Source organism: Bradyrhizobium sp. 62B, assembly GCF_030272265.2.
In the GTDB taxonomy this organism is placed as follows: Bacteria; Pseudomonadota; Alphaproteobacteria; order Rhizobiales; family Xanthobacteraceae; genus Bradyrhizobium.
In genome coordinates, this window is the sequence record NZ_CP092842.1 from 39,757 (window position 1) to 58,590 (window position 18,834).

Consider the following 18,834-nt stretch of genomic DNA (forward strand, 5'->3'; position numbering starts at 1 on the left):
TATGGTAGGGCCCGCCGCCAAGCGCGCTGCGGTCGCGCATCTGCAGGCCGCTATGAGCCTGTCGGAACGGCGGGCCTGCTCGATCGTGGGTGCGGATCGGAAGATGATCCGTTATCGCTCCAGCCGTCCTCCTGACGCGGCTCTCCGGGGCCGGCTGCGTGACCTCGCCAACGAGCGGCGACGCTTCGGCTACCGCCGCCTGTTCGTCCTGCTGCGCCGGGAGGGCGAGCCGTCGGGGATCAATCGGATCTACCGGCTCTATCGCGAGGAAGGGCTTACCGTCCGCAAGCGGCGGGCTCGCCGCAAGGCCGTGGACCCGCGCCCCGATCCTGGTCGAGGCGAGGCCCAACCCACGCTGGTCACTGGATTTCGTCCACGACCAGTTCGCCAACGGTCGGCGCTTCCGCATTCTCAACATCGTCGACGACGTCAAAGGAATGCCTGGGCGCCATTCCAGACACACCGATCTCGGGGCGGCGCGTGGCCCGCGAACTGACGGCAATCGTCGACCGACGCGGCAGGCCAGGAATGATCATGTCCGACCATGGTACCGAGTTCACCTGCAAACGCCATGCTCGCCTGGTGCAAGGACACCCTCATCGATTGGCACTTCATCGCACCGGGAAAGCCGATGCAGAACGGCTTCGTCGAGAGTTTCAACGGTCGGATGCGCGATGAGTTGCTCAACGAGACCCTATTCTTCGATCTCGATGACGCCCGCGCCAAGATCGCCAATTGGGTCGCCGACTACAACCTCCGGCGCCCACACTCGGCGCTGAAATACCTGACACCCGCGGCCTACGCCGCCCACCTCACCGCAACGGACGATCGGCTGCGCAACCCCGACCAGCTCCGCCGATCGTCCGTTGCTCCACCCGCGCCACTTGGCGTACAAAACTCCAAGACTCCAACTGCCGCTGGACTTCAGTGGCAGGTCAAGGCCATTATCCCTTGCACTCGGCGGGTGGGGGAGACGCAGCCGAACGCTAGGAAGGCATGATCAAGATGTGCCGACGGTTCGCGCCAAGAGAGCGGAGAGGTGTTGGGTTTCGTCGGCTCCGATCCCGGTGAGGTAACGCGCCTCTTTTTTCTCCTGGCTAAGGCAGCAGCCCGTTGCTCGGGTCGGTCGGTGATGGGATATTCGGGACCGATCAGGCTAGAGTCATGCTGAACGCGCAGGCGATTCTATAATCGCCAAGGTTTTTTCGGCCCTTCAGAAAGTAGATGTCTCTAACGGTGTTGGGGAGAGCACGATTGCAATCGTGAACCTCCTCCGAATGAGTGGACACCTGTAGTAGGCTCGGAGAGCCCGGAGACGCAACGTCGGTCGTACACGGACGACTACAAGCGCCAGGCCGTTGAGCTGGCGGTCTCGAGCGGCCGAGCAATGGGGTCGTCGCCAAGGAGCTCGGTCTGCGCGATTCGGTGCTGCGGCGCTGGGTGGATAAACTCCGCCAGGAGCCGGCATCGGCGGCGTGGCGCCGCACCACGCAGGCGACGCCGATGTCGGCGGACCAGGCTTCGGAGATCGCCCGGCTGCGCCAGGAGAACGAGCGGCTGCGCATGGAGCGCGACATTTTAAAAATGTCGATTGCGATCTTTGCCGGAGCTTGGACATGACCTTCCGCTTCATTGAGGACCATCGCGACAGCTATCCGGTACGGCTGACGTGCACCGTGCTCAAGGTTTCGCCGGCCAGCTATTACGCTTGGCGCGAGCGCCCGGAGAGCACCCGTGCAACTTCCAATTCCGCGCTGCTGGATGAGATCCGGCAGGTCCATCGCGAGAGCGGCGAGCGCTACGGCAGTCCCGGGTCCACGGCGTCCTGCGAAGGCAGGGACGTGGCGTCAGCCCGGGCCGGATCGAACGGCTGATGCGGCGGCACGGCATTCGGCTGATCATGGCGCCGCCACGTCAAGTCCGCACCACCGACAGTCGTGACAATCTGCCGATCGCGCCGAACCTGATCGTGCGCGACTTCACCGCTGCAGCCCTCAACCGGGTCTGGCTTGCCGATATCACCTACATCCCGACAGCCGAAGGCTGGCCTATACCTGGCTGCCGTCATGGACCTCTTTAGCCGCAAGATCGTCGGTTGGGCGATGCGCCATCACATGCGGGTCGAACTCGTCTCCTCCGCGCTGTCAATGGCGCTCCACCAGCACCGGCCAGAGGCCGGATTGTTCCATCATTCCGATCGCGGCGTGCAGGGCGGATTCACACCACTATCGCGCCGCCCTCGCCGCCGCCGGCACCACCGCATCAAATGAGCCGCAAGGCCGACTGCTACGACGATGCCCCGATGGAGAGCTTCTTCCACACCCTCAAGGCGGAGCGCGTCCATCATCGCCAGTACCAAACCCGTGCCGAGGCTCAGCGCGATATCTTTGCCTTCATCGACGGCTTCTACAACCGCGCATCAGAACACCCATCTGTCTATGTTGAAGAGAAAAGAGTTTGCTGATTGGGATGCGATCCCGTGGGGTATCTTGGGTTCTGTCGCGCTCGTTTGGCAATAGATTGAGCAGCAGTTGCTATCAGCGAGGCGCGGGGCGAAGATCCACGGGCCTTCCGATAGAGGATGGATGGCTGCGATCTCGCCGGCTTCAGCCGCGAGCCGGAGTGTCTTGGGCGCAATCTTTAGGAGCTTTGCCGCGTTGCGCAGGTTTAGCCAGGGCTCGATCCCGTCCTCGGCGGGCTTGAACACCGGGATGCGATAGTTCGAGCGCATCGAGGTGACGCGCTCGCGCGTCCAGCGATTGCCGTTACCGGTCTTGAGGCCGTTGCGGTTGAGGAGGCCGGCGATCAGATCGTCGCTGGCGATCAGCACCAGTTGGCGCACAGCTTCGATGATGTTGGCGGAGGTGCTGTTACGCTGCCCCCGCCGGCGCTTGGGCAGGCGTATCTCGCTGTGAACGCCGCCGACCCAGTGGACGACAAGGACGACCTCGGAGGCCGCATCATCGATATCGGCCACGACCTCATGGATGAGGGTGCGCACAATGCGCTTCTTGAGGTGAGCATCCGTCGTCGGCGCATCCCAGACCGTTCTGAGGTTCGAGGCCAGAACGCCGAGCGAAGCTGGATCAGCAATGGGGGCGGGCATCGCCGCATCATGCGTGGCGATTTTGCCCTCGACCTCCGCCGCGTGAGCGAGCGTCCTGTTCCAGCGCGCTTCAAGCTCGTCCGCCACCAGCCGGTTCGCGGGGTCAGCGGCATCGTATTGCCGGAAAGCCCGGTCGGCGGCATAGCACGCCGCTTCGAGATCGCGACTGAGAGCATCGCGCACCTGATCGCGCCGTTCCCTGGCTTCCTTGGCGGCAGCGTTGCGGCGGCGATAGCGCCCGGACCGATGACGCCAAGCAGTGCTTCCTCGATTGCATCATCGACGCGCAGTCCGCCGAAGCCGATGCAGTGAGGGCCGCCATTGTCCATCCAGGCGCGGCTAGAGCTGTAGCGCGGGATATGGTGGTTCATGCCGGAGTACCGGAGTGTGAGCTTGCGACCGCAGCGCTTGCACCGGCTCAGACCGGCCAGCAGCGCGTCACCATGCTTGGGCGCGCCGTGATGCCGACCGGTGGGAACGTTGCTGCTGACCATGGTGCGGATCGCCTCGAACCTCTCCCAGCTCACATACCCGTCGTGGGTGTTGGGCTTCAGCGCCAGCCATCGCTCCGCACCCTGCGGCGGATCTTCACGCTCACACCCACGGCGCTGTATACCGTCGCGACAGCCGTCTTACCATAGGCATAGGCGCCGCCGTAGACCGGGTTCTCAATGATCCGGTGGATGACGGAGTAGCTCGGTCGCCGCCAGGCCGTGGCGCCGTTGGTCTGCTTCACCGGCAGATCGAGATTGTACTCGTGGAGCCAGCAGAGCGCCTGTCGCGCGCTGCCCAGTTCCTCGACCTTGTCGAACACCAGCTTGATCGCTTCCTGGACACGCCGATCCGGATCTTTCTCATAACGGTCGCCGGCCCTCACGAAGCCGACGGGCGCTGCCACAACCAACTCGCCCCGGCGCGCCTTCTCGTAGCGGGCCGAGAGCGAGCGCTGGCGCAACAGATCCAGCTCGTACTCGTTGAGGCTGCCCTTGAGCCCGAGCAACAGGCGATCGTTACCGTGCCTTGGCGCGTAGATCGTCTCCTGATCGATCAGAACGGTATCGACCACGCGGCACATCTCGATGAGTTGCTGCCAATCCTGGCTGTGGCGAGCGAAGCGCGAGACTTCGCGGGCGCAAACCGCACCAACTTTACCGAGGCAAACCTCCGCTACCATCCGCTCGAAGCCGGCGCGTTGTACGCCGCCGGCGGCTGAGCGACCGAGATCATCATCGATTACTTCAACCTCTGACCACCCGAGTGCCGTCAGTCGGTCCCGCATGGCGTATTGCAACGCGCTGCTCTCGCGATTGTGTAGCACCTGATGTGCTGAGGATTGACGCACGTAAAGAATCGCCTTGCGCTCCAGATGATGAGGCCTGACCTTGTCAGAGATCATGACCGACCTCCTTCGCGCGCGGCGTCGCTGTCGTCGCAGCATGGTCGAGGATCAACTGCGTCATCAGACTCGTAAGGGCCGCCTGCGCTTCCGCCGGAAGCTCCGACCATGTGGGCGCATGCCGCTCGACAGGCCGCTCCCGAACAGATCCATCTGCTGCGGCCGCGGTTGAAATGAGGCACCTGGCTGATTCCCGCCTTGCGGTAGATTTCCGCCACCGCAAGCCCGTCATGGCCTTGCTTCAGGATGAACGCCCTCTGGGCCTCCGAAAAATCCTGAGGCCGTCATCGTCGTCCGCTCCCCCTAAGCCGTTGAGATTTGGCAGGCGAAAATTCTAGCCAAAAAATGGTCCAGTTTGCCGGTCTCAGGTCAGGGGGTGCGGTGCCCGATCTGTGCGGTTGGCGACAGGACTGTCGGGTTTGCGGCACAGCCAGCAAGCAAATGCGCTTGCTATCTATTTCTAAACGTTCCGTTTTCGGTTCGAGCTGCATCTGGTATGCACATTGCAATAACCTAGTTGCTTCGGGCATTTCGCTCGAAGCAGCACATAAAGGAATACACATGAGGTCTGAGCTCATGCGCCGGCTGCTCTTGCCCAGCATTGCCACGGTTTCGCTTGTGGGAGCAGCATTTGCCGCTCCGGCTAACTCTCCTGATGCGGTGCCGTATACCTTCGCGCTTCCCAAGCACGCAGGGGTGTTCGTCAACCCTAACGAAGACGGAGCGATCAGGCGCCTAGATCTTAGCCCGGAGCCGGACCCGTCGGCGCACGCATTTGTTAACTGTTCCTCGAAGATCTGCGATTTGGGCATCGCCACGGCGCAGCGCTCCGATGACCGACATTGGAACGTCGTATGGGTTCATGGTCCCTCTACAACACGGATGACGTTTGCACTCGATGAAGATGGCGACCTGGAGGTAACGACGGAGGTTGAGGTCACGGAAGGCTCCGCCACGCTTAAACACAAAACGTCCGAACAGCTCCTGCGGGCGCCGGCCCCCGCGCTAGATGCATGGTCCGAGCCTGACCAAGAAAACTAGCGCCGCCCGGCCATAATACCGACCAGACTGTGGCGCTCGAGCGCGATCGCGTGGCCGAATGAGCGCCTTGGCAAGCACTCAGATACGTATGTTCTGGGTTGCATCACATTCGTCGCTCAACGAGGCTCATATTGAGCCGAAAGGAGGAGATCACATGAATCAGTGTCATTGGGTAGGTGAGTTCGCGATCTGGCTCAGGAACAAGCGGCGGGTTCAAACAGCTAAGCACCAGCGTCCCGACCTGTGGAGGCGCAAAGCAATGCGTGACTATTTGAAAGTGTTGTTCACTTCGGTGGCGCTCGTAGGTATAGGCATAAGCCTCGGTCGCGCTGAAGAAGAACTGCCCTCACACAAGACGATTGCGAACAGGCAGCACGTTGAAGCCCTTGGCTGTGAAGAAGAGTCTAAGACGTTCACCGTTGACGTCCCCGATCCGGAACGGCTCGACCGTTCATATCGCGGGGTGATGGACGGCATCGAACTGCGGTTGACGGAGTCAAAGAACGGTTGTGTCGGAAACTTCAGCTTCAAGAATGACCACCAAATCACGTTCTCGGCCTCTGCGAAAGGTGCCGGTCATTGGGGGAACCTGAATCTCTTCGGCAGGAAGGGTCCCCGGTACTGCGTTGGCGGCGCAGGTGGCGCGATTACGTTGGATCTCATCGCGCACTATAAGTAAGGCAATCCTTGCTCCGCGAGACTAAAGCGGCCAAGGCCGCTTTAGGATCGGAGCCCTTGCGATCCAAATACCCGCGATCCAGTCCAGGCCGGCAATCTCACAAAGTCATGCCTTCATGGAGAGCGGCGCCTGCCAAGTTTGCGTAAGAGAACGCGACGAATGAATTCGGGGGCATCAGGAGTGCAGGAGCATCTGTAAAACGCGGTTCTATGAAGGATGAATTTAACTTTCGAGCACGAGACGGCGGCATCGGGGCAGGGGAGGCGGTCGCGCGAACTCACCGCGAAGTTCCGTCGTGGCGCCCGAGCACGAAGCGCTGACGAATACAAACGGATCCTGGCAAAGCGGCGAGCCGGCCAAAGTCGTGATTGAATACATCCCGACCAGACTACTACCATCCCGGATCTTTCGAGATACGTTCCGTAGAGTGCCTCGATCAGTCCCTTGCCGAATAGTTCCACTTGATAGGTCGCACGCTCGGTAACTTTATGCGCTCAACATCATCGTGGTGGCCGCCTGACAGGTGAGCTCCGGTCTCGGTGATGACTGCCTGCGTAGCGCAATAGCTGTCGATAGTCTTCAAGTTTACCGACAACGACATGGTCCACCTCGCATTAAAAGCGCTCTAGTCTGCCGCTCGACGTCGGGCTTCAATCCCGCGGACACAAATCGGACAACAGCGGTAGTGGATCCCGCTCCTTGTGTTGTGGCGAGGCGGAGCGAACTCGACTCTGCCCCGTCGACGGCTTTCGATTTGATTCATTCACCAAGCTCCATTCCAATTCAGGGCCGGTGTCGGCGTGATGGTTCGTCACAGTATCCCGGCAATAAGAGACGTGGCTTGAGGATGAGAGAAATCATGTGCTCCGCCCTGCGCACGCAGAATATTATGCCCGTCTTGTTGGATTTCAGACATCAACGTATTCCTTCAGACAGGTTCAATATGACAATTGTAGCGGGATGACACCGACTTCCAGCTGTCGAGATCCCAGCAAGACCATGGTCAATCTGACATGCTAGGTCTTTGAGTGTTCTAGCGCAATACTAAAAAGATGTCAGGCGAGTATGACTCCAAACGGGCCAAGTAAGATCATCGGTCTAGCGCCTGTTATTGTTGCCCTAATCGACATGCTCAGAGGGGAATTGTCTTATTTAAGACTATGCTGAGGAGGGACGAGCATGGATGACGCAACTCTATTCGGAAGGTCCTCGCCCTAGCGGAGGCCAGACCTGTTCGTTCGATTGCAGAAGCGCTTTCGCATCAGTCCTTCCCGAGCGACGAAGTGCAAGTATCTTCGTCCGGAGACCACATATTGTCATTGCTCATGTTCATAGCCGATGTCGCGAAATGAGCGGCTACTGGGTCAAGCGCAAAAAACGCGGGCCAGAGCTCGATCCGGACGGAGCTCATCAACCGGTTCGGAGGGATGTCAAACGCCATCCGGAACTGCCCCCTTTGCGTCATGAAGAACTGCCCCCGCCATCGTGATTATGATCTTGGTTGAAGGTTGTTTTCGTCGGTGACGGGCCGGGGGAGGCGGAGCCGACCGGAGGGCCGTCAGCGGCAGCGTCTTGATGAGGCCGCTCTTGCGCTTGGCGCGGAGCCGGTAGCTGTCGCCGCGGATGGTCAGCACGTGGCTGTGGTGCAGGAGCCGGTCGAGGATCGCGGTGGCGACCACGGCATCGCCGAACACGTCGGAGTACCCGTATTCTTGAGTGGGTCGTGTCTCACGTCACGATCACCGACCCACATCATTTTCTGTTTGGACGGCGGCTTGCCGTCTTGAAGGAACGATCGGGGCGCGGTCCCGCCTACATCGTTGTCGCGCTGCCGGATGGACGGCGGCGGGGGGCGGATCGCGTCGACAGATCTCGCTGAGCCGCCAAACTGCGCCAGCATTGCCGACCTGCCGCGCATCAGCGCGTGCACGCTCATCCCATTGATGCAACGTTTGAGCGCGAGTCTGGGCCTTCTCGACGAGAAGGTGATTCGCGATGACCCATCGACCGCTTCCAGGTTGCGTTGCGTATCGACCGCTGCCGACATTGGCAAATCCACCCGGCCGCCCGACGGCCGACATTCCGCGCCTGTGGCCGAATCTATCGACCGCGACGCAAACCCAGATCGCTCAAACGATTGCCGCGCTGATGCGGCGAATGCAAGCGATCCCCGGCACGCCCGGAAGGGGACTGGGTCGTGCTGATCAGCTCGACCGTCGCTGACGAGCGGCTCACGACTGCGCACCGAGCCAAGTTGGCCTATGTCTACGTGCGGCAGTCATCCGTGAACCAGGTGCGCCAGCACCAGGAGAGCACCGAGCTGCAGTACCGCCTCGTCGAGCGCGCCATCGGTCTGGGCTGGCCGCCGGAGCGCGTCCAGGTCATTGACGAGGATCTGGGCCAATCCGGTGCTGGCGCTGTGGATCGTCATGGTTTCCAGAAGCTCATTGCCGAGATCAGCCTTGGCAACGCCGGCCTTGTGGTGAGCCTCGACGCTTCGCGCTTGGCCCGCAATAACTTGCTCATTGCGGATGGCGAGCGGCTTTACGACCCGCACGCCTACCACGACCGCCTGCTGTTGGGCTTGTCCGGCATCATGAGCGAGGCGGAGCTGCATCAGCTTCGGATGCGCCTTCACCAAGGAGAACGCCAGAAGGCGGCACGGGGCGAACTGCGGCTGCCCCTGCCGGCCGCGCTCGCCTATGATCGAGCCACACAAGGCGGATTCAAACGGTCGTCGCAATACCAATTGTTTTTACTCATGACAGCAGTTCGTCAAGCGCTTCTGCCGGCGTTTTACAGCCCAGTGTCTTTCTCGGTCGGGCATTGAGGGCCGCTGCCACAGCGGCTATCGCATCGGCGCTGTGGATGCTCAGGTCTGTGCCTTTCGGGAAGTGCTGTCGCAGCAACCCGTTGGTGTTTTCGTTAGTCCCGCGCTGCCAAGGGCTCTGCGGGTCGCAGAAGTAGACCTGGATGCCCGCATCGATCTTGAGGCCGTCGTGCTGAGCCATTTCGGCTCCTTGATCCCAATTCAGCGAGCGACGTAGTTCTTCGGGCATAGTGACGAGCGTGCGCGAGATCGCGTCGCGCACGGCTTCCGCCCCGCGTCCCGCGAGCGCTGGTCCGTTCTTCTTGCGCGGAGCTTCGCCATGCCCCGCCAACCGGGGAAGGTGCAATAGCATTGTGAAGCGCGTCGTCCGCTCGACCAATGTGCCGATCGCCGAGCTGCCAAGACCGAGAATAAGATCTCCCTCCCAATGTCCCGGCACTGCTCGATCGGCTGCTTCAGCGGGTCGCTCGCGAATCATGATCTCCGGCGAGACAAAGCCCTTGCCCCGCCTGCGTACGCGCCCCCTGGGCACGCGCAACACGCGCCCGGTTCGTATGCAGGCCGTCAGCTCGCTGCGCAGTACACCGCGGCCCTGAACGAAGAGAGCCTGATAGATGGCTTCGTGGCTGATGCGCATCGTCTTGTCGTCCGGGAAGTCGATCAGCAAGCGTCGGGCAATCTGCTCAGGGCTCCATGCCTTGGCCCATCGCCGATCCTTTCGCTGGCTATGCCGGCGGCCGTTCCACCGAACGGAGGGGCCGGGAATACAAGCTCCGCTCGGGGCCACGACGCCGCCGGCTAGTCTCTCCTCCACATAAGTGCGCAAGGCTTCGTTGAGCGCAAGCTTGGTCGGTTTGGGCCGGCGGGCAGATCGGTCCGCATGCCATTGGGCAGTCGTTGCCCGATACTCCAATCCGCCGCCGCGGGTAGCCGCGTTCCTACGCAGTTCACGGGAGACTGTCGAAGCAGCTCGCCCCAAGCGGCGCCCGATCTCCTGTATGGAATGGCCCTGCACCTTTAGAAGGGCGATGTCCTCGCGTTCAGCCAACGAAAGGTAGCGTCCGGAGAGAGGTTTGGTCGAAGATCTGAACATCGCTGGTGGCATGCCGCCTGCCCTCCGGAATAATCTGCTTCCGACAGGTTGCGACAATCCAGCCTCAAGCGCAGCATCTTCGCTGCTCTGCCCAGTGGCAATCGCCCTCCAAAATCTATTCTGTTCATCGCGTCCTGCAACAGACGGCCGGCCTGGCGATGGCAATGGCGCCCGTCCTGACCGCGCGCCGATCGCCGATTTACAACCTTCATCGCAACCTCCAACGTCATGGTGTTGCGACGATCGTTTGAATCCGCCCAATTGTTCTCAATCCCGAGAGGAGGTGCAGGCCCGTCTTCATCTCGTGTTTGCCAAATTCCGGGAACTGCAAAGCGCTCGCCGTGTGATGCGGTACTTGGAGAGGAACGGATTATCCTGCCGGTTCGGCCGCTGCTTGGACCATCTCCACACGAGATCGTCTGGCGTGCGCCAGATGGATCCGAGCCGATGCCGGCCGGGATCGCTGGCGGGAACGGTCAAGGTGGCGATCGCGGATTGGGCGGTTTGCCTCAACGCCGCTCACACAGGCTATATCAGCTGGGAGGAGTTCATGGCCAACCAGGGGCGACTGGCAGATAACCTCTATCGCTATGAGGCAGAACACTCTGGCGTACCGCGCAAGGGGGCAGCCCTGTTACAAGGAATTGCGATCGGCGGCCGTTGTGGACGGCGCATGAGCATGCGCTACACGGGCCCGAATGCCGACTGTCCGGTCTATTGCTGCCGCTCGGATCGGGATCAGCAAGGCAGTGCACTATGCTTGCCGCGGCCCGAGGCTGCGCCTTCAAAGGCGAGAACGTCTGGCTGTTGCGCACCCGCTGGGGCATTCCCACCGTCAAAATCAACGGCATGGACAAGAATCCGATGCGCTGGCCCGACGGTAGTTTCTCGATTCAGGGCGCAGCGGCTGAGCTTGGCGTAACCCCGCAAACAATCTTCGATTATCTTGCGCGCGGAATGCTGGCAGGTCGTCAGTTAACCAAAGGCTAGCCATGGCAGATCGAGCTCTCAGACGAACAAATCGGTCAGCTTCGCAATCGGGTACGACGCACCAAGCGTTCGAAGAAGGAGGCATCATGAAGTCATCGGCTCGGCGAACACGGTGCCCCATTCGGCAACACTGCGGTTCGACGTGATCAGCATGGCACCGGTTTCGTAACGGCGGCTGACCAGCTGGAAGAACAGATGCGCGGCGTCCGGCTCCAGCGGCAGATAGCCGAGCTCGTCGACGACGAGCAGCTTCTCGTCCAGGCGCCGCTCGCCATGCGCCTTGGCCAGGCCCGCGACGAGCGTCGTCGCCGTGGTGAACTGCACGGTGTAACCGGCCAGGATCGCTTCTCGCCCGAGTGAGATCGACAAGTGCGTCTTACCGACGCCCGGCGGGTCGAGCAGCAGCACATTCTCGCCGTTGGCGATCCAACGTGACGCCGCCCAAGTCGCGGATCTGCTTGGGATCGATCGAGGGCTGCGCCTCGAAGTCGAAGCCTGTGAGCTCCTTTACGGCCGGGAAGTGTGCAAGCTTCAGCGCCATATCGATGCGGCGATGATCCTTGCGCGCGATCTCACGTTCGCACAGCAGGATCAGCGTCTCACGGGCCGACAGGTTGGCACGCGCCGCCTCGTCGAGCAAACTATCAAGCTGATCGCGGATGCCGGAGAGCTGCAATCGCGCCAGCATGCCATCAAGGGGATCAGTCGGTGCTTCGGTTGCCTGCTTTGCGCGCGTCATCAGAAGCTTCCCCCGATCACGGCTTCATATTCGGCAAGAGGGCGCAACAACGACGGCGGTGAGGACGGCGCCAGCACCGCCGCCGCGATCTCAGCCCGGCGGACCGCGCCATTGCGCCCGGCAACACCATCGAGATGGATCGGATCGACGATCCGCAGCCGGCGCCCCTTAGATTGCTCGTGAACCGCGACCTGGCGCACGCCATGGCGGATCCGCACCTCGCCAACTGCGATGGTCACCGCCGCGCGCTCGCCAGTCAGGCGCCACGGCACTGAGTAGCTGTTCGTGTCGATCTCGACGGCGCAATCATGGCCGACGACGCGCGTCAGTTCACGCAAGGACCCGAACGATGGCTGCCCGCCGAGCGGCTTCAACCGATGTAGCTCGTCACGCGCAAAGCGAGCGATCGGCGCCTCGCCGGTCGTGCCGTGGATACGAACGTTCGCAACCTCACGCTCCAATCCGGCCAGATGTGCCTCGAATGCCTCCCAGCTCGCGAAGAAATGCCCCGCAATCGCGTTTCTTCTTCAAGTAACCGACGCTATTCTCCGTCTTGCCCTTCGTGCGCGCCCGATACGGCGCGCAGGCGCGAGGACGGAAGCCCCAATGCTTCGCGAACGCGACGAGCTTGTCGTTAAATTGGACCGACCGGCTCACTGCGTCGTGGCGCACCACCAGCGCACGTGGATTGTCCATCAGCACTTCCTCCGGCACGCCGCCGAAGGTCGTGAACGCGCTCTCGAGCCCCGCAAAGCAGTGCTCCTGCTTCTCAGCCCGGAACGCACGCACAGATAGCCGCCGCGAATGTCCGAGCGTCGCCACGAACACGAATGCTTTGATCTTTGCCCCGCCGATCTCGACCAGACGCTCGCCGAGGTCGATCTGCAGCTGCCGGCCCGGGCGTCTCGAAGCGCGTCGTCGCCAGCGCTTCGGCCTTCCGCGCCTTGCGATACGGCTGCACGGCCCGTTGTAGGGTTCGCCGGCTGACCGCCACGTCTTTCTCGGCCAACAGGTGGCGCACGACATCCGCATTTCCCCGATGCCGGATGAACCGCTCGCGCAGCCCACCGTCAAGGCCGTCGAGACGCTTCGGCCGCTCAGGCGGCATGAACGCTTTCACCCCGCCCGCCGCCACGTAGCCCTCCACTGTGTGATGGCTGCAACCCAGCTGTCGCGCAATCCGCTTCAGACCCCACCCGCACGCCCTCAGGCGCGACATCTCCGCCTCGTCATCCGGCGTCTTCATCACCTGCCCCCGTGGATCACTCCACGCCGAGCCTTCAGTGATTCGTTGCTGCTTCATTCACTCTCTCCCCAGCTATCCGGGAGGAGACAATTCCTCGTGACGCTGAGGTAGTTTTCCATGGCGCGCGACACCTTCCCGAGCGACGAAGTGCAAGTATCTTCGTCGGGAGACCAGATTTTGCATTGCTCATGTTCATAGCCGATGTCGCGAAATGAGCGGCTACTGGGTCAAGCGCAGAAAATGCGGGCCAGAGCTCGATCCGGACGGAGCTCATCAACCGGTTCGGAGGGATAGCACTGAACTGTGCGCGCTGACCAGCACCGTGCACCAGCCAGGTCTCTTCCATTTATAGGCTGATGTCAGAGTATGGACAGCTGAGGGGTCTACAGCTGGGTAAGGTCAACGGCCCGACACAATGCAAGATACGTGAACCATAGGAGTGTGCTCATCATGGACGGTCGAATTAGCAATTTGTCCCAGAACGAAACTTATTATTGGGGAGATGCGGAGCATTCGAATAGAGAAAGCCAAGACTTCGCGGATGCGTTCGCTAGAATGCAGTTGCAAGAGTCGGCCGGCAGCTCATCTTCGCATCCGCAATATGCCCTCCTTGCAAGGCCTCCCGTGGTTGAGATAGATCAAGCGACATTCAGGAGAGAGGCGCGGAACTATCATGGGGAAGCTATCAATCGAATCGCCAACAATCCTCACGAGTATTCTGAGTTTGTATCCGAAAGAGCAAGGCGCACGGTGGAGGTTGCCGAGAAGTACGCCGTCAGAAGAGATTCGCCCGACGCGCGATATTATAGCTACCAGTTAGGAAATATGAGCGTCGGCCTCCAAAGGACGGAGCGTGGATTCAGCATGACTGAGTTCGAAAGCGATACGTGGCGAGAGCAGTTCCCAGGAAGAAGTGAAGTGACCTCGATTGTCGATTTTCAAGTGGCTCATCCGCTTGTGGCAAATGCTGGCGATGTTCTGCTCGAGCACCAATTGCGACAAGATGGGGAACGACCATTGGTGAGCTGGCGACCCGCTAATCCAGAAGCGAAAGCCCGCGCTCAGGCAATGGGTTTCGTAGAAGTAGATCAGGACGACATGGTGCTCGATCCCACCCAGTCCGAAAAATGGGAGATAAACAGCGCTGGTGAATGGCAGCGTGCAACTAGCTCTCGGCGCTATCTGTCCAAAGCGGACAGTGATAGTGAAGGTGCAGCAGAGTCCGACGAGGACGGCGATCGTGGAGTTGCAGCAGAGTCCGACGAGGACGGCGACTTTATGTAACGCGCATCTGCGGGCGTTCATGCTGCGGCAGGCGCTGGCGCACCGTAAGTCGACACTGTCGGCTTACGGTCGGTGTTGGGCGGAGCGAAGCCGAGCGCTTCCGATTGACCGGGTAGCCGTCCAGCCCTCCCGCTTGAGCACAACTTGCGGGCGCCGATCGCCGAAGCGACGGCGCTCCTGGGCTGACCTGTCTCTGCGTATTTCGTCCAGATCGAGTTAGCGTCCGGACTGAAGAAGGACGGACAGATGAAGCGAGCAGGGTTTACCGAAGAGCAGACCATCGCTGTGTTGAAGGGGCAAGAGGCTGGGGTCGCCTTCTCTGTTGGTGACTGTCAGCTTCGACCCTGGCGGACCAGGTGGGCGCCGGAGCCTTTGCGGTCAGGCCGATCTTTGAGCTGATCGAAGCCTATGTGCCCTTGTGTCCGCAAAATCTGCCTGGATGTGCGAACGGGCGGTTCTGACCAACCGCCCGTCGCTGGATCCGAGCCCGTTCGTGCTCAAAGGCCTAGAGCCTGTCGGGGAGCGTGGGACGGATTCGGCGTGTCTTCCTCAACCCGAACAGTTGCATGGGCTTCGAGCCCGAACCGAGCAAGGAAGGGGAGTGGATGATGGCACAAAACAGTCGCGTTGTCGTCGGGGTTGATGTTGCCAAGGACAAGGTGGATGCATGCATTCGCTCGCTGTCGCAACGGCAAGCGTTCTCGAGCGGTGCGAAGGGGCGGCGCAAGCTGGTCGCCTGGCTGCGCAAGCACAAGGTCGACAGGGCGGTGATGGAGGCGTCCGGCGGCTACGAGCGGGACTGGGCCAAGGCGCTGCGCGAGGCCTGCTTCGCGGTGCGGATCGTCGATCCGCGGCGAGTGCGTAACTTCGCCCGATCGGCGGGGCGGCTCGCCAAGAACGATACGATCGACGCGGATACGATCGCCTGGTTCGCTGAGACGTTTGAAGATGCGCCGAGCCAAACCCACGATGCGGCACGCGAGGAGCTGGCGGCACTGGTCAGAGCACGCAAAGTCGTGATCGATCTGAAGACCCGCTTGCAGAGCCAGAACGAGCACGCCGTGCCGGGAGCGGTGCAGAAAGCCCACGCCCGCGTCTTGAAGGGCCTGGATGCTGAGATTGCCAAGCTCGAGGATGCAATCGTTGTCACGGTCAAGGCCACACCGGCATTTGCCGCGCGCGCCGAGATCATCGAGAGCGTGCCGGGCCTCGCCGAAACGGCCTCTGCGGTCCTCATTGCGGGGCTCCCGGAGCTCGGGACGGTCCGCGAGGAGATCGCCGCCGCGTTGTTGGGCGCAGCGCCTTATGATGACGGCAGTGGCAAGCGACGTGGCGAGCGCCACATCAAGGGCGGCCGCCGCTGGGTACGCAACGCCCTCTACATGCCCTGTCTCGGCGCAGCCACCCAGAACAAACCGGTGCTCCAGGCGTTCTATCAACGGCTGATTGCCAAGGGCAAGGAGCCGAAAGTTGCGCTCATTGCCTGCATGCGCAAGCTGATCGTCATCCTCAATACGATGATCGCCCGCGGCGAGAAATGGGATCCGAGCCGCTACGCGCTGCGGTGAGCTGATCGAGCGCGCCCTACCGCGCTCGGTCCTGGACCGAGCGCATGCCAAGCCGACAGACCGGCGAGCGGACGGGGTTAAGGCCGTCAGCCGCCAAAGGCGGTGGCGCGTCCAGCGCCAGCCTTGAGGCCGGCCGATCGGCGGTCTACTTCAGCACAGTTGCTCCCCGACAGGCTCCGATGGTGATGTCACCAAGATCCCGATCCGGGCGAAAGGGAAAGCAGATACCTGCCAGATTTGGACTTATGTTGGCGACGATCGGCCATTCGGCGGCTGTGGTCCAGCGGCGGCGCTGTTCTGCGCCTCGCGCGATCGGCGCGGCAAGCATGCCGGGCGGCATCTTCAGACCTTCGCTGGGATCCTCAGGCCGATGCCTATAGCGGGCTCAACGGCTCTCCCCGATCCCGGACGCAAAGCGTTGCCGGCTACACGCGCCTTCTGTTGGGCGGTTGGCCGGAGGGCGTTCTTCGAACTTGCCGACGTCGCCCGGAACGCTCGCCGCGTAAGATCGGGGACAGCGATCTCGCCCGTTGTTCAGAAAGCGGTTCGTCGAACTGACCAGCTGTTCAAGATTGGGCACGAGATCCATGGCTTTAATGCTGAGAAGCGGCTGCGGGTCCGCCAAGAGAGGAGCGGGCCGCTGCTGACCGACCTTGAGGCTTGACTCCGCGCGGAACCTGCCCCGCTCTCGCGTTTGTCCAACGTGATTAAGCCGCTCGCTAACGAGCTCTGCTGCGCGTTGCTAGCTTGTCGCGGTGAGCAGGTCACCCCGCTCACCTGAGGAAGCCTTATGTTTTGGAGCCTCCAGCTTGACGGATCCAATCGGCTGGATCGTAAAATCGGGAGCGACATCCTGATACGAAAGAACAGGCAGGTCGATCCCGTTGCGGGTGAGAAAACCCCGGATGAATCGCCGGATATCCATTGAAACAAGAATGACGGGTTGGTTCTGACCAAGCGGAATGCTCGAATGAATCTTGCGGAACTGCGAAAGCAGCATCTCGCTCTCGCTGTCCTCCAAAACGAGATAAGGACCCACAGCGGTGTCGCGCACCGCACTGCGTACAATATCCTCGGTTTGGCGCTCTACGATGAAGGCAGCCAGAACGCGGTGGGTGTTGGCATAACGATGACAGATCTGCCGCTTCAAACCGGAGCGAACATACTCTGTAAGCAAAGCAACATTTTGTTCGCGTTCACTCCATTCTGCCAACACCTCCAGAACTAAGCGAGTGTTGCGAATGGGAATGCCCTCGTCCAGCAAGCGGCGCAGGATATCCGCGATCCGGGGGACCGGGGTCGTGCGCAGCACCTCCTTCACCAGATCGGCATATTCCTGCTCCATTCGGCCCAACAGTTGACGAGTCTCCTGAATGCCGACTAAGCGTTGTGCATAGCGCGTCAATGTCGACTGGACGCGCAAAGCGACGACTTCGCTTGGACGGTGATGCCCTATTCCGGCTGCCTTCAGAGCCAGCCCATGACTTTGATCGATCCAGATCCGCTTTGTCTCTGCGTCTTGCCGAAAGGGGATGCCGCTCAGTTCAATGTTTGCGGCGTCATCGTTGAGCATAAGTTGCGTCGGGGCCACAAAATCTCGCCCAACGGGCACCCCCTCAACGTCTACCCTGAATTGCGAGTCAGGTAAGTGCTGGTCGACCTTGGTCGGTATGCGCGGAATCGTGATACCAAGATCAGATGAGACCTGTGCCGAAGCTCGCCCGATTGACTGCGCGAGTTCCTCTTGGTCGATCGCAACTGCAAGGTTTGGTGCGAGGAAGAGCGCGATTGGAAGGGCCTCTGCAGGCAAAGTGTGGTTCTGACCATTCGATGGAGCTAGAGGCGCGCCGGTGCTCCTGACCTCCGTCTTGGCAGCCGTCCCGCCGCGCTGCGCGCCAACATTGACAAAGCTCGCCGCGGCGAACAGTCCGGCCAGCATGATGAACGGAGGGAAAGGGAAACCCGGAACGAGCCCCATCACAATCAGGACGCCGGCGGCCAACCGTAGCGCTTGCGTGCTGGCCGTGAGTTGGCTGACAATATCAGCACCAAGATTGGCCCGCGAGGGACCATTGACACGTGTGACAATGGTTGCTGCTGTAATTGACAGCAGTAGAGCCGGAATTTGCGAAATTAGCGCGTCACCTATGGTGAGGATCGTATATTGATGCATTGCCTCGTCGAGGGGCATGCCCTTGGAAAGCAAGCCGATGGTGATGCCGCCCAGCATGTTAATGAAGATAACTATAAGCCCGGCGATGGCGTCGCCCTTCACGAATTTCATAGCGCCGTCCATGGCGCCGTGAAGTTGGCTTTCTTGCTCCAGTGCGGCTCGCCGACGGCGAGCGTCGTTCTGATCGATGTGCCCGTTGCGCAACTCCGCGTCGATTGCCATCTGCTTGCCCGGCAGCGCGTCGAGCGTGAAGCGCGCCGAAACTTCTGCGACTCGTTCGGCGCCCTTCGCAAGAACCATGAACTGCACCATGGTCACAATGAGAAATATGACGATTCCAACAGCGATATTGCCCGATATAACGAATTCGCCGAATGTATGTATGATGCTGCCGGCATTCCCCTCAGCAAGAATCAACCGTGTCGTTGCAATGGTAAGAGCCAGACGAAAGACGGTTGAAATCAGGATGACGCCCGGCAACGACGAAAAGTCAAGCGGCGTCTTGAGATACAGTGCCACCATCAGCAGCAGTATGGCAAAGCCGAGGTTGAAGCCGATCAGTAAGTCGATCACCACGACCGGAACTGGCGTTATCATCATTCCGACCGCCAGAAGAAGCATCAATGCGACCATGAAATCCGGGTTAGCTGGTGCGCGCACGATGAGGCTACGTAGGAGATCGACCATGA

Annotated in this window: 8 protein-coding genes and 7 pseudogenes; 9 read left to right on the plus strand and 6 right to left on the minus strand. The window is 61.0% G+C overall.

Annotation, left to right across the window (positions count from 1 at the left end; translation table 11 throughout):
* Position 1 precedes the first annotated feature (1 nt).
* Positions 2–922: pseudogene (locus ML401_RS35125) on the plus strand (IS3 family transposase); the annotation flags it as partial.
* 441 nt (positions 923–1,363) lie between these two features.
* Positions 1,364–2,464 (plus strand): annotated as a pseudogene (locus ML401_RS35130) (IS3 family transposase).
* On the opposite strand, the pseudogene ML401_RS35135 reads toward ML401_RS35130, so the two are convergent.
* Positions 2,437–4,502, minus strand: a pseudogene (locus tag ML401_RS35135) (recombinase family protein). The pseudogenes ML401_RS35130 and ML401_RS35135 overlap by 28 nt on opposite strands.
* Positions 4,503–5,078: 576 nt before the next feature.
* On the opposite strand from ML401_RS35135, the gene ML401_RS35140 reads away from it, so the two are divergent.
* On the plus strand, positions 5,079–5,543 hold the full coding sequence (locus ML401_RS35140) for a hypothetical protein (protein ID WP_285813093.1): 465 nt from the start codon (positions 5,079–5,081) through the stop codon (positions 5,541–5,543).
* 259 nt (positions 5,544–5,802) lie between these two features.
* A complete protein-coding gene (locus tag ML401_RS35145; RefSeq protein ID WP_285813094.1) occupies positions 5,803–6,222 on the plus strand; it encodes a hypothetical protein in 420 nt (139 codons plus the stop codon).
* A 1,489-nt stretch (positions 6,223–7,711) separates the two neighbouring features.
* On the opposite strand, the pseudogene ML401_RS35150 reads toward ML401_RS35145, so the two are convergent.
* A pseudogene (locus ML401_RS35150) lies at positions 7,712–7,946 on the minus strand (ATP-binding protein); the annotation flags it as partial.
* Between the two features lie 473 nt (positions 7,947–8,419).
* On the opposite strand from ML401_RS35150, the gene ML401_RS35155 reads away from it, so the two are divergent.
* On the plus strand, positions 8,420–9,052 hold the full coding sequence (locus ML401_RS35155; RefSeq protein ID WP_285813095.1) for a recombinase family protein: 633 nt from the start codon (positions 8,420–8,422) through the stop codon (positions 9,050–9,052).
* On the opposite strand, the gene ML401_RS35160 is transcribed toward ML401_RS35155, so the two are convergent.
* Positions 8,982–10,157 (minus strand): IS30 family transposase, encoded by a 1,176-nt coding sequence (locus tag ML401_RS35160; protein ID WP_285813096.1) that lies wholly within the window; start codon positions 10,155–10,157, stop codon positions 8,982–8,984. The genes ML401_RS35155 and ML401_RS35160 overlap by 71 nt on opposite strands.
* Positions 10,158–10,901: 744 nt before the next feature.
* Between ML401_RS35160 and ML401_RS35165 the strand changes: the two genes are divergently transcribed.
* Positions 10,902–11,135 carry a hypothetical protein gene (locus ML401_RS35165; RefSeq protein ID WP_285813097.1) on the plus strand — a complete coding sequence of 78 codons (234 nt, stop codon included), beginning with the start codon at positions 10,902–10,904 and terminating at the stop codon, positions 11,133–11,135.
* Positions 11,136–11,222: 87 nt separating this feature from the next.
* Here ML401_RS35165 and istB read toward each other — a convergent pair.
* Positions 11,223–11,874, minus strand: a pseudogene (istB, locus tag ML401_RS35170) (IS21-like element helper ATPase IstB); the annotation flags it as partial.
* Positions 11,874–13,177: pseudogene (gene istA / locus ML401_RS35175) on the minus strand (IS21 family transposase). The pseudogenes istB and istA, both read right to left, overlap by 1 nt.
* A gap of 393 nt (positions 13,178–13,570) precedes the next feature.
* Between istA and ML401_RS35180 the strand changes: the two are divergent.
* The 3 genes and pseudogenes from ML401_RS35180 to ML401_RS35190 all read left to right on the plus strand — a co-directional run.
* Complete coding sequence (locus tag ML401_RS35180) at positions 13,571–14,404, plus strand: effector protein NopP (RefSeq protein WP_285813100.1); 834 nt, start codon at positions 13,571–13,573, stop codon at positions 14,402–14,404.
* 566 nt (positions 14,405–14,970) lie between these two features.
* Positions 14,971–15,972, plus strand: coding sequence for a transposase (locus ML401_RS35185; protein WP_285813101.1), 1,002 nt, complete (start codon positions 14,971–14,973; stop codon positions 15,970–15,972).
* A gap of 130 nt (positions 15,973–16,102) precedes the next feature.
* Positions 16,103–16,633 (plus strand): annotated as a pseudogene (locus ML401_RS35190) (transposase); the annotation flags it as partial.
* Positions 16,634–16,714: 81 nt separating this feature from the next.
* Here the strand turns inward: ML401_RS35190 and sctV are convergent.
* Positions 16,715–18,832, minus strand: coding sequence for a type III secretion system export apparatus subunit SctV (gene sctV, locus ML401_RS35195; protein WP_285813102.1), 2,118 nt, complete (start codon positions 18,830–18,832; stop codon positions 16,715–16,717).
* Positions 18,833–18,834: the final 2 nt, after the last annotated feature.

Coding starts and splice junctions, on each gene's coding strand:
- ML401_RS35140 (WP_285813093.1), top strand. CDS start 5,079: ATGCGCCGGCTGCTCTTGCCCAGCATTGCCACGGTTTCGCTTGTGGGA.
- ML401_RS35145 (WP_285813094.1), top strand. CDS start 5,803: ATGCGTGACTATTTGAAAGTGTTGTTCACTTCGGTGGCGCTCGTAGGT.
- ML401_RS35160 (WP_285813096.1), bottom strand. CDS start 10,157: ATGCCACCAGCGATGTTCAGATCTTCGACCAAACCTCTCTCCGGACGC.
- ML401_RS35165 (WP_285813097.1), top strand. CDS start 10,902: ATGCTTGCCGCGGCCCGAGGCTGCGCCTTCAAAGGCGAGAACGTCTGG.
- ML401_RS35180 (WP_285813100.1), top strand. CDS start 13,571: ATGGACGGTCGAATTAGCAATTTGTCCCAGAACGAAACTTATTATTGG.
- ML401_RS35185 (WP_285813101.1), top strand. CDS start 14,971: ATGGGCTTCGAGCCCGAACCGAGCAAGGAAGGGGAGTGGATGATGGCA.
- sctV (WP_285813102.1), bottom strand. CDS start 18,832: ATGGTCGATCTCCTACGTAGCCTCATCGTGCGCGCACCAGCTAACCCG.